General features: G+C 64.6%; 11 protein-coding genes. 6 read left to right on the top strand and 5 right to left on the bottom strand.

Features of this window, described 5'->3' with window-relative positions; translation table 11 throughout:
• Positions 1-34 precede the first annotated feature (34 nt).
• Genes JMY29_RS06245 through JMY29_RS06235 form a run of 3 tightly spaced genes read right to left on the bottom strand, consistent with a single transcriptional unit; the run spans position 35 to position 5695 of the window.
• On the bottom strand, positions 35-1759 hold the full coding sequence (locus JMY29_RS06245; RefSeq protein WP_189075887.1) for a DUF5719 family protein: 1725 nt from the start codon (positions 1757-1759) through the stop codon (positions 35-37).
• The gene (locus JMY29_RS06240) at positions 1752-5138 is read right to left on the bottom strand and encodes a glycosyltransferase family 2 protein (RefSeq protein ID WP_189075888.1); all 3387 of its coding nucleotides are present in this window, start codon (positions 5136-5138) and stop codon (positions 1752-1754) included. The genes JMY29_RS06245 and JMY29_RS06240 overlap by 8 nt, the downstream gene beginning before the upstream one ends.
• An 11-nt stretch (positions 5139-5149) precedes the next feature.
• Positions 5150-5695 carry a WhiB family transcriptional regulator gene (locus JMY29_RS06235; protein WP_018777315.1) on the bottom strand — a complete coding sequence of 182 codons (546 nt, stop codon included), beginning with the start codon at positions 5693-5695 and terminating at the stop codon, positions 5150-5152.
• A gap of 374 nt (positions 5696-6069) precedes the next feature.
• Between JMY29_RS06235 and JMY29_RS06230 the strand changes: the two genes are divergently transcribed.
• The gene (locus tag JMY29_RS06230; RefSeq protein WP_189075889.1) at positions 6070-6765 is read left to right on the top strand and encodes a TIGR03089 family protein; all 696 of its coding nucleotides are present in this window, start codon (positions 6070-6072) and stop codon (positions 6763-6765) included.
• 24 nt (positions 6766-6789) lie between these two features.
• On the opposite strand, the gene JMY29_RS06225 is transcribed toward JMY29_RS06230, so the two are convergent.
• Positions 6790-7356: a GtrA family protein gene (locus JMY29_RS06225; protein WP_018777313.1), complete on the bottom strand. Its 567-nt coding sequence runs from the start codon at positions 7354-7356 to the stop codon at positions 6790-6792.
• Positions 7357-7583: 227 nt separating this feature from the next.
• On the opposite strand from JMY29_RS06225, the gene JMY29_RS06220 reads away from it, so the two are divergent.
• Genes JMY29_RS06220 through JMY29_RS06200 form a run of 5 tightly spaced genes read left to right on the top strand, consistent with a single transcriptional unit; the run spans position 7584 to position 13164 of the window.
• Positions 7584-8723: a 5-(carboxyamino)imidazole ribonucleotide synthase gene (locus JMY29_RS06220; RefSeq protein ID WP_039240324.1), complete on the top strand. Its 1140-nt coding sequence runs from the start codon at positions 7584-7586 to the stop codon at positions 8721-8723.
• Positions 8720-9283, top strand: a complete 564-nt coding sequence (gene purE, locus JMY29_RS06215; RefSeq protein WP_018777311.1) for a 5-(carboxyamino)imidazole ribonucleotide mutase — start codon at positions 8720-8722, stop codon at positions 9281-9283. The genes JMY29_RS06220 and purE overlap by 4 nt, the downstream gene beginning before the upstream one ends.
• An 11-nt stretch (positions 9284-9294) precedes the next feature.
• Positions 9295-10920, top strand: coding sequence for an LCP family protein (locus JMY29_RS06210; protein ID WP_229778606.1), 1626 nt, complete (start codon positions 9295-9297; stop codon positions 10918-10920).
• Positions 10921-10974: 54 nt separating this feature from the next.
• The gene (gene manA, locus JMY29_RS06205; RefSeq protein WP_079581092.1) at positions 10975-12225 is read left to right on the top strand and encodes a mannose-6-phosphate isomerase, class I; all 1251 of its coding nucleotides are present in this window, start codon (positions 10975-10977) and stop codon (positions 12223-12225) included.
• A gap of 3 nt (positions 12226-12228) precedes the next feature.
• The gene (locus tag JMY29_RS06200; RefSeq protein WP_189075890.1) at positions 12229-13164 is read left to right on the top strand and encodes a lipid II:glycine glycyltransferase FemX; all 936 of its coding nucleotides are present in this window, start codon (positions 12229-12231) and stop codon (positions 13162-13164) included.
• A 167-nt stretch (positions 13165-13331) separates the two neighbouring features.
• On the opposite strand, the gene glpX is transcribed toward JMY29_RS06200, so the two are convergent.
• Positions 13332-14354 carry a class II fructose-bisphosphatase gene (gene glpX, locus JMY29_RS06195; protein WP_189075891.1) on the bottom strand — a complete coding sequence of 341 codons (1023 nt, stop codon included), beginning with the start codon at positions 14352-14354 and terminating at the stop codon, positions 13332-13334.
• Positions 14355-14398: the final 44 nt, after the last annotated feature.

The raw sequence follows: 14398 nt of genomic DNA, 5'->3' as shown, positions 1-14398 counted from the left end.
TGGCCGGTGAGGCCTGTAGCGGACCGAACCGCCGCTAGTAGCCGACGGAAACGGGAACCTTTTCAAGTCCCGCCGCAGCATCCTGGATCGCGACAACAGACACATCGTTGCGGCCCTGTTTTCCAAGGACCAGCGCGCCGTAGACGGGATCGCCGGATGCGGAAACAACGTATCCCGCTATGACCGCGTCCCCGGCCTTTGCAGGGAGTTCAATGACTGACGTGGTTCCACCGGCAAGGTCCATGTCAACAGCCTTGCCTACTTTGCCGTCGGCCGTGACCGGGGCGTAGCTGACGGTAGCGCGGCCTTCGGGCACCCCGAAGCTCAGGGAACGCAGGCCATCGCGGGGAACGGCCACCAGGTGCTGACTGCCAAGCCGGGCCGATGCTGGAGACCAGGCGAAATCGGTGGCCTCTTCGGCCTTTGAGCCGCGGGTGACCCTGGCCGATGCCACGAAGGAAACGTCCGAGCTGGCACGGATTGTGTAACTACCGGCCGGAACTCCATCGAGGCTCAGCGAGGCAACGGATCCACCCTTGACCGTCACCACTCCCCCGTTGGGAAGCTTTCGCTCGCCGTTCGCACCATACAACTTGACCTGGACCACGGCGTCCGTTGAGCCCGGAACAGCGATCTGGAGGGCCGGCACAGCGTCCGCGAATCCTGACTTGGCGGCGAGTGCCTTGATGCCTTCCGAGTCCTGGATGTCGACGCCGGACATCACCTGGAGGTTCGACGGTCCTTCGCCCGGTGAGAGGTATTCGACTCCCCCGGGAGCCAGCCCGCGCAGTACGCTCTGCTGGATGGTCCCGGCCACCGGACCGCCAGTGCTGCGCACGCGGATGCCCAGCTGGGATTGGCCCGGAGCGAGCCCGGCGAGGTTCACGGAGCGGGTGGTTCCCGGCGCCACCAGAAGCCCCCTGGCACCCGGAGCCTGAATCTGACCTTCGTACCCGTAGAGATCAAGGCTCACCGTGGCGGGCGTCTCTGATGAATTGCTGAGATTGAGGACAGCTGTGCGGCCGACAGCCGTGTTCGCGCCCAGCACCCACGCATCGTTGCTCGGCGGCTGGCATTGTGCGGAAGCGAGGCCACGGAGGTCGCCGTCGGTTGCCGAGTAACTGAGGTGGGCTGCCAAGGATGCTTGCTCGTTTCCGATGGGCCCGGCTTCCACCACCGTGGGCGAGGTTACCGGACTGATGGAAGCCACGCCCGCAGCAAGCACAGGGGGACCCGCCGTCGGCGTAGGAGTGCTCGTGGGAGTCTTGGCGATTTCCGCGACGTTCCCGCCTCCAAGGGAAGTGACCTTGCTGCCGGGAACGGTGCCGGCCGGATTGCTCAGCACCACAGCGTTGAGCGCGCTGGTAGCCGTCGTCGACACGGGGCTGAAGTCAGCATCCGTGCCCACCACTGTCCCATTGACCAGGCGGGCCGGTTCCGGGCAGACGCCCAAGGCCCTGCCGGCGGGAACATCCGCCTGCTGCACGTCGGTGCTCGTGCCGCCGGAGGGACCCGGAACCATCGAGCTGGCAGCCACAGCGCCTCCCCCGGCAGCCAGGATGACCACTGCCGACAGAACACCGGTGACCATGCCTTTGCTGGAGCTTCGGGACCCCCGCATGCTGCGGGAAGACTGTTCGCTGCGGGAAGACTGTTCGCCGCGGCGAGACTTTCCTTTAAACGTTGGCTTGTCCTCGACCGGCGTTTCGCCGGCCGTCTGCGGTGCGTCGTCGGCGTTTTTCTTCTGCTCGTCAGACACTGCTGTACTCCTTACGGAGGGAGACTTCGTCCCTCGACATGCCGGTACGGGACCGGCGGGCAGGCATCGGGATCGCCAGCAGGACCGTCAAGGCGATCACTACGGCCTGCAGGATCCCGAGCCACAGGGCCCACGGGTTCGTGTAGCGGATCTCCAACTGTCCGCCACCGGCCGGCAGGTCGAACGCCTGTGACCACCCGGATGTTGTTGCCTGCAGCTGCTTACCGTCCAACGTGGCCGTCCAACCGGGATCGGATCGCTCAGCCACGACCACTTTCCTGCCCCCATCACCGGATGGGACGCTGGCGTTGACGTTCACATCCTCCGAAGGCAAGGTGCCCACAGTGCTTCCTTGGGCGTCGATGATACGGACACGATGCGCCGTTTCTGCGGCGCCCGCCGAGGGCTGGTTCCGCGGAGTTACGCGCCACAACCACCCGGCGTCGGTCTGGCCGACAGCCACCAACCCTGGGACGGCGTCGATTCTGCTTGCCGTCAGTTGGGCAGCATTGTCCGCGGCCTTGAGGACCACGAAACCGGCACCGAGTTGCTCGAGGTCGGGACGCGGGTCAACGCCGGTGCTCGCCACGATAGTGGCCACTGCCCGCCGCAAAGACGCTGTAGCGGCATCATCGCTCGTGTTTTCCTCGCGTCCGGGAGCGCCAATGATGGTCCTCGCCGAGGCGATGGTGGACAAGCTGTCCAGGGTTGTTCCGGCCCCTCGCATGAGCGAGGAGGTAAACGCACCTTGCTCGCCGCTGGTGATCACCAATGTCCGCGTCCGCTCGGGTCCCTGGCCGCGGTCGACGGCGGTAGCAGGCAGCGTGCCTGATTCCATCGGCCGGACCTGACGCGGGCTACCCAATGACGAGGCCGCTTGCCGGGCTGCCGGGGCAGCCGGTGAATCCGTCGACGTCGAGGGCTGCAGGACGTTCTGCGCAGCCCAGGCACCCATTCCGGCCACAGGCCCGGCAACGAGGAGAGCAACCACCACACCGGACGCGACGCGACGCACCTGGAACTTCCGGCGGGCAGGATCGGATGCCCGCCGGCTCGCCGAAAAGAGCTTCTCCGCTCCGAGCAGGGCAGCACCGAGCAGCAACATGCCTGATGCTGAAACCGCCGGACCGGTAAACGGCCCGACAATGACGTTGTTGTTGACGCCGGTGGCTACATGCCCCACCAACCAGGCGCTGGCCAAGGTGGCCAGCGCAGCCAGCCAGAACACCCTGGCCAATGCTGTGCGTTTGCCGGGGAGGAACAGCGAGGCCACCGCAAGCAGCAACACCGGAGCCCCAATCAGCAAAGCCAGGATCAAAGCCCACGGAACAGCACCGGGACCGAACACCGAGAGTCCCGTCAGGCCGCCGTCGATACTGAAAGCCAGCGGTTGGCCGAGTAGCTGCTGCCACAAGGGAGCCGCATCAAAAGCAAGGGGAAGTCCAGGATCAGCCAGCAGGGACCGGGGCCTGTCGAGGACGGAAATGCCGTACGGAAGGAACAAGGCAAGAGTCGGCAGCAACGACCACCACATGGTTTTGCCCCGCTGTCCCAGAACTACGGCAGCGAGGATCACTGCAACGGCAATGGGACCCAGCAACGATGGTGCTGAGGCGGTGACGACGGCCATCACCAGGCCGGCGGCCGCTGCAGCCGTCCAGGAGGGTGTCCCGTTGATGCCGGGCTTACCGCGAAGAGGGGCCGGGAACCGGCCCGCAACGGCTGACGCGCTTCGCTGCGCGCCCGCCGTGCTTGATTGTGCCGTGCTCGTTTGACCGATGGCAGATCCGGACGCCCGCACCAGGGCCAGGAGCAGCAACGGCATCATGATGTGCGCCACGAGGGCACCGACGCGGCCTTCGTTGATGGCGATCAGGAGACTCGGCGCACCGGCCCACAGCAGGGCTGCCACGGTCCGGAACCGGCGCTTGGTGGTCAAGGCACCCGATGCGAACCACGCTCCGACAGCGGACAAAGGCATGGCCAGGACGAGGAGCCACGCCATGGATGCATTCGCATCCCCGCCACCGAGGATCGACAGCACCCATAAGACGTAGCCAAAGGGATCACCGTGGCCCGGAAGTCCGGCGCCCAGGGAAATCCACCACGTGGAGGCGTTGGCCCAGATCCCGGCCGGTGTTGCGGAAAGCGGGAGAAGCCCACCACCGGTGATCGCGCCGGAACGGAGCAGACCCAGCAAACCCACGAGGGCCGCTGCCAGGGCAACGCATGCGGCGGCAACAGCACCCGTTCCCACCCAGCCACGTTCGTTCGTGGCCAGGGCGGCGAAGTCGTCGGCGGCGTCGCCACTTGGTTCGGGAGACAGCAAGTCGCTCACGGGCGCGGCGTCATCGGCAGGCCGGATGGCTTCCAGCAAGGACCGCCGGTTGGCCCGGACCTCGCGTGTTGGTGTCTGGAGGCCCCGGACGACGGAACGATGGACCCGTCGCGTTTTCGCAGCTGTGCGGCGCCCCCTCGCGATTGCGACAGGACGCATCAAAGCGGCAAGTGTGGCAGTGAACTGGGAGAAGCCATAGCCTGGCTCCTTCACCAGGATGCTCAGCACCAGGCGGACAACCGCGCCAAAAAGTGCTCCCAAAGCCTGGAAGGGAACGTTCCACCAGGGCGTGTGCTTCAGGCGCAGGTGGATCTGGGCCTTGCGCGCTGCCGAGGACGTTCCCAGGCCATGGGGGCGGTGCTCAACGTGGAACATCCGGGCGCTGGGCACAACCACCACGCGGTTCCCGGCGAGCCAGTTCCGCCAGCAAAAATCGACGTCGTCGCCGCTGCCGGGCAGCGCTGGGTCGAACCCGTCCAACTGTTCCCAGACATCGCGTCGGATCAGCATGCCCGCCGAATTGACCGCGAATGTGTCGGAGCGGGCGTCGTACTGCCCTTGGTCGACTTCGTCGGCGTCAATCAGGGTGAGTCGCTCAGCCCAGCGGCTCGTTGAGAGGCCCACATCCACCAAGTGCCGGTCGTTGTCCCAGCCGAGCTGCTTGCAACCAGCGACGGTTACCGACGGCGCGCGCTCAACGGCATGGAGCAGCTCCGCCAACGCGTCAGGCGCGGGCGCCGCATCATCATGCAGGAGCCAGATCCACTCCACGGTCCGGCTGTCACCGGTCGCAGCAGCGGCGGGAGCGAGCTCCTGCAACCCCGCACGGACAGCCGCGCCAAAGCCTGACTTGGCTTGGTGGAAGGTGGTGGCATTGCCTTGGCCAAAGGCCTCCCGGAGCAGGTCCAGGGAGTTGTCCGTGGAACCTGTATCAACGCCAATGGCGGCATCTGCCGAACGCGTCTGGTCCGACAATGCCGCCAATGTCCTGGGCAGATAGTTGCCGCCGTCGTGGGAAACCACGACGGCGGTAACGTGCACTTCCTTGAGAATTAGACCGCTCGCTTCCTTAGCCGACGGCGCTCCCGCTCGGAAAGCCCGCCCCAAATACCGAACCGCTCGTCATTGGCGAGGGCATACTCCAAGCACTGCGAGCGAACGTTGCACGCTCCGCACACTTTCTTGGCATCCCGGGTCGATCCGCCCTTTTCAGGGAAAAACGCTTCAGGATCGGTCTGCGCGCACAGCGCGTCCGTCTGCCAGCCAAGTTCACCTTCGTCATCGAAATCCCCTTGGCCGGGGAGACCGATCCACACAGGCTGTCCGGGCGTCTCAAGCGGACGGCGCAGCTCCATGGGAGGATCGTCGAGGTCTTCTTCCGGACCAGCCGGCAGGTCGCCAATCAATGCCTCATGTGCTGCGAGGAGGGCTGTCGCCTGGTCCTCCAAAGACTGCTGCACATTCTGGTTGTATCGGTCTGCCGCTTCCGGATCCGCAGGATCTACGTACCAGTCTCCCGGCACCTCCCGCGAACGGTATTTCACCGACGCATGTTCTGCGACGACTGCATCTTCCTGGATACGCAACGCTTGCCCCATGGCGTCCCTCCTGAGTTTGCAGCTGCTGCTTGGATGTGTTTCCGATTCCCGGTGTCCCGGTTGTCTGCGCAGCGGCGTTGATTACTAATTACACGCGTGTAACTACCCGCCAGTCAAGCCGCGCCGGGATAATAATCAAGAAGCTGTGGAAAAGTGGGATGCGCCACGCCCAACATCCAGGCCGCGGCTTCCGCGGATTGCCGCGGGAAATGGAAGCACAGGATCGGTTGAGGTTAACTTTCGTTGAATTTCCGCGGAAATAGCAGCGGCACCCTCCCGAAGCCCAGCGAATGGACAAACATTGATGTGTCGCAATTCACATCCAAGGGGTTGCTGCCCGGAGTGGCGCGGGACCTGCGTGGCAAGATTGATCCATGAGCATTCCGGCAGTGAACTTGATGACCGCCCTGAGGTCCGGGCATTCCACCTCGCCCAGGCTCACCTGGTACGGCCCCGGCTCCGAGCGTGTTGAACTCTCCGGACGGGTCTTCGACAACTGGGTGGCCAAGACGGGCAACCTGCTGCAGGACGAGCTAGATGCCGAGCCCGGAATGGCCGTCCGGCTGGACCTCCCCGCGCACTGGAAGTCCTTTGTATGGGCCCTTGCCGCCTGGCAACTGGGCATGGAAGTCGTGCTTGACGGCACCTCGGCGGAGCTGCTGATAACCGACAAGCCCGACGACGGCGCCGAGTCGGGCTTCGACGCGGTCGTCGCCGTGCCGCTCGCAGCGCTTGCGATGCGCTGGCCGGGCGAGCTGCCGTCCGGCGTCGTGGATTACGCAGCGGAAGTCCGCTCCCATGGCGACGTGTTCATGGCGCATGACGAACCCGGGGCGGAAAACCCCGCGGTACGTGGCACGGCCGGATACGCGCACTCGGCTCTTCTCGAGGGATTCGCGGCTGCGCAGGAACCGGGTGTCCGCCTCCTGGTCCACGCCGGCGATGGCTTGGAATCAGGCCTCTCGGCCGCCCTGGGAGCATGGAAAGAAGACGGCTCCGTAGTGCTGGTGCACGAAGATGTCGAGGTCACCGCGCATCTTCTGGACAACGAGCGCGTCAGCCGGCCTTAGCGTTTGTGCCGGCCTTAGCGTTTGTCAGGGCTTCTTGACCGAAGGAAACTCGCCGGTCGACGGGTTGCCGGCGCCGGCTTCCGCCCCCGCCTTGGCCTTGGGATGCATGTCCAGAAGTTCGTGGTCGTGCGAGAACTCGGGTTCCTGGTCGAGTTCCTTGTTGAAGACCAGGAAGCGGTAGGCAAAGAAGCGGACCACTGTCGCCACCAGGATGCCGACCACGCCGGCCGCGAAAAGCATGTTCTTGTCAGTGATGTTCAACCAGTAGTTGGCAATGAACGTGAAGCCGGTGGAGATACCGATGCCGATACCGTTGATGATGACGAACATCACGAACTCGCGCACAACGTTGTCCTGCCGGCGGTGCCGGAAGGTCCAGAACCGGTTGGCAATCCACGAGAAGATCGTCGCCACCACGGCACCGACAAAACGTGCCTTGGACGGGCTGTCGGTCATGGGGCCATGCATCAGGTAGTACGTGAGGCCGTTGTCGATAACGAACGCAACACCACCAACAGCGCCGAACTTGGCTACTTCGCGCCAAAAAAGCGAAGCAAGTCCGCGGATGCGATCTGCGAGTGTGGTGATCATGACCCTCCATGGCCGTTGAAAGTGGGCCGATGGGCCTCGACCATTTTAGCGCCGATTTCCAAGCGCTGCCCGGGAGTACGCTGTGAGAACGCCAATACAGTGGCCGGAACTGACGATAAATGGCGCCAAAAGGGCGGCAGAATCAGTGATCCCCCTGCCGGTTCGGTAGGCTGAACCTTGTGACTTTTCCAGTAATTGGCGTTGTTGGCGGCGGCCAACTCGCACGAATGATGGCTCCGCCCGCTACCGCACTGGGCTTTGAACTCCGCGTTTTGGCCGAAGGCGAGGACGTTTCGGCTGTGGCTGCCGTAGCCACGGCCCCCATTGGCGACTACAAGGACCTCGAGGCCCTCCTTGAGTTCTCAAAAGGCCTGGACGTACTGACGTTCGATCACGAACACGTCCCCACCGGGCACCTGAGGGCGCTGTTGGACGCAGGCGTCAATGTCCAGCCCGGCCCCGATGCCCTGGTCAACGCCCAGGACAAGCTCGTGATGCGGGCCGCCATTGACCGCCTGGGCCTGCCCAACCCCGAATGGTCTGCCGTGCACACGGTTGACGAACTGGTCGCCTTCGGTGACAGGATCGGCTGGCCCGTAGTGCTGAAGACACCTCGTGGCGGCTACGACGGCAAGGGCGTCAGAATTGTCGACTCCGCCCAGGAGGCCCTGGAGACCAACGATTGGTTCCAGGCCATGAGCCCCCTGCTGGCCGAAGCGAAGGTGGAGTTCAGCCGTGAACTCTCAGCCCTGGTGGCGCGCACGCCCAGCGGCGAGTCCCGGGCCTGGCCGGTGGTCCACACCATCCAGGTGGACGGAGTCTGCGACGAAGTCATAGCCCCGGCACAGAACATTCCCGTGGAAGTAGCTGCCGCTGCCGAGGAAGCTGCGCTCCGCATCGCCAATGAGCTCGGCGTCACAGGCGTGATGGCGGCAGAGCTGTTCGAAACTCCCGGCGTCGGCGCGGGCTTCCTGATCAATGAACTTGCCATGCGTCCGCACAACACCGGCCACTGGACCCAGGATGGTTCCATCACCAGCCAGTTCGAACAGCACTTGCGTGCAGTTCTGGACCTGCCGCTGGGCGCCACCGATGCGCTCGCTCCGGTAGTGGTGATGAAAAACTTCCTCGGGGGCGAAAACCAGGACCTCTTCAAGGCCTTCCCGCAGGCGCTGGCCTATGAGCCCGCGGCCAAGGTGCATTCCTACGGCAAGTCCGTCCGCCCTGGCCGCAAGATCGGTCACGTCAACCTCGTGGGCACCTCTGCCTCCGACGTTGACTCGGTGCGCCAGCGCGCGACCACCGTGGCCAACATCATCCGCGACGGCCGCAAGCCTGAGCAGCCCACTCTGGAGGAGACCGTATGACGACAACACCGCAGGCCCCGCTGGTAGGACTCGTCATGGGCTCGGACTCCGACTGGCCCGTCATGGAGGCCGCGGCCGATGCCCTGGCCGAGTTCGGCATACCTTTTGAAGCGGACGTCGTTTCGGCCCACCGTATGCCCACGGAAATGATCAGCTACGGACAGAACGCCCACCAGCGCGGTCTCCGCGTCATCATTGCCGGAGCCGGCGGCGCGGCCCACCTTCCGGGCATGCTGGCCTCGGTGACCCCCCTTCCGGTAATCGGCGTTCCGGTTCCGCTCAAGACACTGGACGGCATGGACTCCTTACTGTCGATCGTGCAGATGCCGGCCGGCGTCCCCGTCGCCACGGTGTCGATTGCAGGGGCCCGCAACGCCGGCCTCCTGGCCGTGCGGATGCTGGCCTCCGGTACTGATGAACTTGCCGCCAAGCTTCGTGGCGACCTCCTGGCTTTCGCCCAGGAACTCAACGATGTGGCCACCAAAAAAGGGGAGAACCTTCGCCACAAGGTTGAGGAAGTCTTCTCCCCTGCCAACCCGTCAGCCCGGAGCCCCCGCTAGGAAGGCAGCGGATGACTACCATGCACAAGAACACGAATCAGCCCGGTTCCGCCCTGACTGATCCTGTCCGCTATCCATCCGGCGCCAGTGCGCCGGTGCGGACCAAACGCGCCTTCGTGCTGGTCCTCCTCACGCTCCTGGTCCCCGGCAGCGCACAAATCGTTGCGGGCGACCGCAAACTTGGCCGCATCGCGCTGCGCGTTACGCTCACGGTGTGGGCGCTGGCGCTGATAACCATCGTCATCGCAGTCACCAACCGGACCATGCTGCTGAGCATTGTCACCCACCCCGTGGGGTCGCTGTTCATTATCGTGGTCCTCGTGGCGCTGGCCCTGGGATGGGCCTACCTGTTCCTCAACACCCTGCGGATCATCAGGCCGTCACTCCTGGCACCCGGCATGCGTCCCATCATTGCCGTCGTGGTGGCAATCTCCACCGTGCTGGCGAGCGGATCGCTGGGCTACATTGCCTATGTCCTGAACGTCAGCCGCAACGCAATCGGCAGTATTTTCGACGCCGGTCCCGCGATCGATCCCGTGGACGGGCGTTACAACTTCCTGATGATGGGTGGCGACGCCGGCGATGACAGGACGGGACGCCGTCCCGATAGCCTGTCCGTGATCAGCGTCGATGCGAAAACGGGCGAAAGCGCCATCATTTCAGTCCCCCGCAACCTCCAGAACGCACAGTTCAGCGAGAGTTCGCCCATGCGGAAGATCTACCCCGAGGGCTACAACTGCGGCGACGAGTGCCTCATCAACGCCGTCAACACCGAGGTGACCAACAAGTACCAGGACCTGTATCCGGGCGTTCAGGATCCGGGCGCACAGGCAACCCTGGAAGCTGTGTCCGGAACCCTCGGTATCACGGTCCAAGCCTATGTCCTGGTGGATATGGATGGGTTCGCCAAACTCATCGACGCCATGGGCGGCATCCGCATCAAGGCCGGCGGTTGGGTACCCATCAGCGGCCCCGTCACCGATGAGGCCAACGGAATCCATGGCATGCCCGAGGGCTGGATCCCTGCCGGCGACCAGCATCTGGACGGTTTCCACGCCCTCTGGTACGGCCGCTCCCGCGAATTCGTGGACGACTACGCCCGCATTGCACGCCAGCAATGCGTGCAGCAGGCCATGCTCAAGCAGCTGGACCCGGCCACTCTCCTGACCAAGTTCGAGGACATCGCCAATGCCGGGACCAAGGTGGTCGATTCCAACATCTCGTCCAACCAGCTGGGCAGCTTTGTGGACCTCGCCTTGAAGTCCAAGAACCAGCCCGTCAAACGCCTCACCATCGGGCCGCCGGACTTCGACGCATCGTTCTCCACGGTGCCTGACTTTGACCTGATCCACTCCAAGGTCCAGGAAGTCCTCGCCTCGTCCAACAGCCCCAAGGCAAGTGACGCCGTCGTGACCCATGACCGTCCGGGCGCCGGGCCCGTCATGGCCGCCGGTCCGGTTACTGGCCTGCTGCCCGCAAGCCAACTGCCTTCACCCTCTGCGGACTTCACTCCGGTGACCACAACCCCCGACGGCACGCCGATCACCATTGAGTTGTTGAACGGCCTCAAAGCCCAGGGCGATGAGCAAGGCATCCGCGACCTCGTGGCCACCAACGGCCAGTGCGCACCACTGTAAATTCCCCCTTTGAGTTCCATCCCACGTCCAGCGCAACGATAAGGACTTTCTTTCGTGTACCAGATTGAGAATGTTTTGCGGCCCTATGCGTGGGGTTCGACGACGGCCATCGCCGGACTGCTGGGCCGGCAGGCCTCGGGCGGCCCGGAGGCCGAAATGTGGATCGGGGCCCACCCGGACTCCCCTTCGACGGCCATTCACCCCAACGGTGTCACCCAGCCCCTGGATGCCTTGATCGCCTCGGATCCGCAGCGCTTCCTTGGCTCCGAAAGCCTCGCCGGATTTGGTCCCCGCCTGCCGTTCCTCACCAAGCTCCTGGCGGCCGAAAAGCCGCTTTCCCTCCAGGTCCATCCGAGCCTGGAGCAGGCCCGTGAAGGGTTTGCCCGCGAGAACGCCGCCGGGATCGCCCCCGACGCCGCTGAACGCAACTACCGCGATGACAACCACAAGCCGGAAATGATCTTCGCCCTCACGCCCTTCAAGGCGTTGTGCGGCTTCCGCTCCCCTGCTGACTCCCGCGGCATCTTTGAACACCTGGCGCACGTCCTTGACTCCGCCGCCATCGACGTTCCCTCCGTTATCGCCGACGTCGTCACCGACCTTGCGCAAGCTGATGCTTCCGCTGCGCTGAAGGCTGCCTTCAGCCGGCTCATCCAGGGCGGCAGTGACGTCTCCGATGCCATTAACGAGGTAGTCGCGGTACTTTCTGCCGGGGCACCGCTGGAGCCGCACCGGGAAGCGCTGACCGCAATGCTGGACATCAATGAAGCCTTCCCCGGCGACCCCGGCGTCCTCATTTCCCTGCTCCTGAACCATTTGTCCCTCGAACCCGGTGAAGTGGTCTACCTCCCTGCGGGGAACATCCACGCCTATCTGCACGGCCTGGGCGTCGAGGTCATGGCGTCCTCGGACAATGTCCTTCGCGGTGGACTCACGCCCAAGCACGTGGACGTTCCGGAACTGTTGAAGACCGTACGTTTCGAATCCCTCGGGGTTCCGCGCGTCGAGGCCAGCGGGACGGAGTTCGGACAGGAGCTGTACCGCCCGCCGTTCAAGGAGTTCCAGCTCCAGCGCATCGAGCTCGGCCCTGACGCAGCACCGGTGCCGCTGGCGCAGACCGGGCCCGCCGTCGTCGTGGTTGTTTCAGGCGCCGTGCTTCTCGACTCGCCCAAGAGCGACCTCCAGCTTGGACGTGGCGCTGCAGCGTTCATCCCCGACGTCGAAGCCCCGGTCAACGTCCACCCGGTCCAGGGCGCGACGGACACCAGCATTGCCTTCGCAGTCACGACAGGCTTGGGGAACTGAACCGTGGAATTCTTCCTCCAAACGCCCGCATGGGCGGCAGTCCAGCGTTCCCTGGGGCGCCGCGTCCACGAAAAATCCGGCCCCGGATGGAGTTTCCTCGCTATTGAGGAGAAGAACCCCGCCGGCAAAGTCATCTACGCGCCCTATGGGCCGGTGGCTGATTCCGTCGAAGCATTCGACGCCGCCACGGCGGCTTTGGTGGCGCTGGCCAAGGCGGAGCACGCCGTCTTCGTCCGGATGGAACCTGCTGCGGCAGGTTTTACGGCGTCCGACGCCGGTCCCCTACTCCGCGCGCGGGGCTTACGGCCCGCGCCGGTCAACCAGCAGCCGGAACTCAGCTGGATTGTGGATCTAGACGGGGATTTCAAGGACGTCCTCGCGGGCATGAAGCCAACAAACCGGAACCTGTACCGGAACATCCACAAAAAGGGAGTGACGTTCCGGACCTCCCAGGACCCGGCGGACATCTCCATCCTGCTGCACTTCCTCCACCTGACGGCGGCGCGGAATGGCTTCAAGCCGCAAAGCGACGAATACCTGACCCAGGTGGCGGCGTCATTGCTGCCTGCAGGGGCCGGAACCTTGTTCATCGCCGAACTGGAAGGTGAGCCCATCGCGGCCGCCTTCGCCTACGATTCGGCAGACACCCGGGTCTACGCCCACGCGGCACTCGATGACACGCACCGCAAGCTCAGCGCAGGCATCCCCCTCCTGGTAACCCTCATGGCAGACGCCAAGGAAAAGGGTCTCAAGCACGTGGACCTCTGGGGCGTCGCACCCGAGGACCAGCCGGACCACAAATGGGCGGGCTTCACGGCGTTCAAGAAATCCTTCGGAGGCCGCGAAGTCTCCTACCCCGGCACCTGGGACCTCCCGGTCAACAAACTCCGCTACGGCGCCTACCAGCTGGCCAGGAAGCTCCGCGACAAACTCCGCTAAGCCTTTCCCCGCTCCACCCGCGCCCGGCACACCCCACAACAGCGCGAAGCGGAAGCCGGCCGGACACAGAGAAGGACGGCGGGTATCGCGACAGCGGCATCAAATCGACGAGGTACGAGGAGATAGCCGCCGAGCGATGCTCGCCGTCCTTCTGTGAGCTGCGGAGGTTACGGCTTGCGCGCGTACGTCTCCCACTTGGATGCGTGGTGCTCAGCATCAACGAAGCGGACGGTGCCGGACTTCGAGCGCATCACGATGGACTGGGTCAGGACGCGGTCCTTCTGGTAGCGGACGCCGTGCAGGAGGTCGCCGTCGGTGATGCCGGTGGCTGCGAAGTAGCAGTTGTCCGAGGTGACGAGGTCGTTGGTGGACAGGACGCGGTCGAGGTCGTGTCCGGCGTCGATGGCCTTCTGCTTCTCGTCGTCCGACGTCGGCCAGAGGCGGCCCTGGATGACGCCGCCGAGGGACTTGATGGCGCAGGCTGCAACGATGCCTTCCGGGGTGCCGCCGATGCCCATGAGGGCGTCGACGCCGGTGCCGGTACGGGCTGCTGCGATGGCGCCTGCGACGTCGCCGTCCATGATGAACTTGGTGCGCGCGCCGGCTTCGCGGATCTCTTCAACCAGAGGGCGGTGGCGGTCACGGTCAAGGATCATGACGTTGAGCTGGTTGACCTTGACGCCCTTGGCCTTGGCGATGAGGTGCAGGTTCTGCTTGACGGGCAGGCGCAGGTCCACCATGTCGGCGGCCTCGGGACCCGTGACGAGCTTCTCCATGTAGAAGACTGCGGAGGGGTCGAACATGGAGCCGCGCTCAGCGACTGCCAGCACTGCGAGGGCGTTGTTGATGCCCAGGGCGGTGAGGCGGGTTCCGTCGATGGGATCGACGGCGACGTCGCACTCGGGACCGGTGCCGTCACCAACCTGCTCGCCGTTGAACAGCATGGGGGCTTCGTCTTTTTCGCCTTCACCAATCACCACGACGCCGTTGAAGTGGACGGTGTGAAGGAACGAACGCATGGCGTCGACGGCGGCACCGTCGGCTTTGTTCTTGTCGCCGAAACCTACCCAGTGGCCGCCGGCAATTGCCGCGGCTTCGGTGACGCGGACGAGTTCAAGCGCAAGGTTGCGGTCGGGTTCGTCGATGCCGACGGCGAGCGACGGCGAAATCGTGGAATACTGCTGGGTCATTGGTGCAGGAGACACTTGAACCTCTTCTTCGAGTGACGATTCAC

This window comes from Paenarthrobacter nicotinovorans, assembly GCF_021919345.1.
Lineage (GTDB): Bacteria > Actinomycetota > Actinomycetes > Actinomycetales > Micrococcaceae > Arthrobacter > Arthrobacter nicotinovorans.
This window is presented reverse-complemented; position numbering and strand designations above follow the sequence as displayed.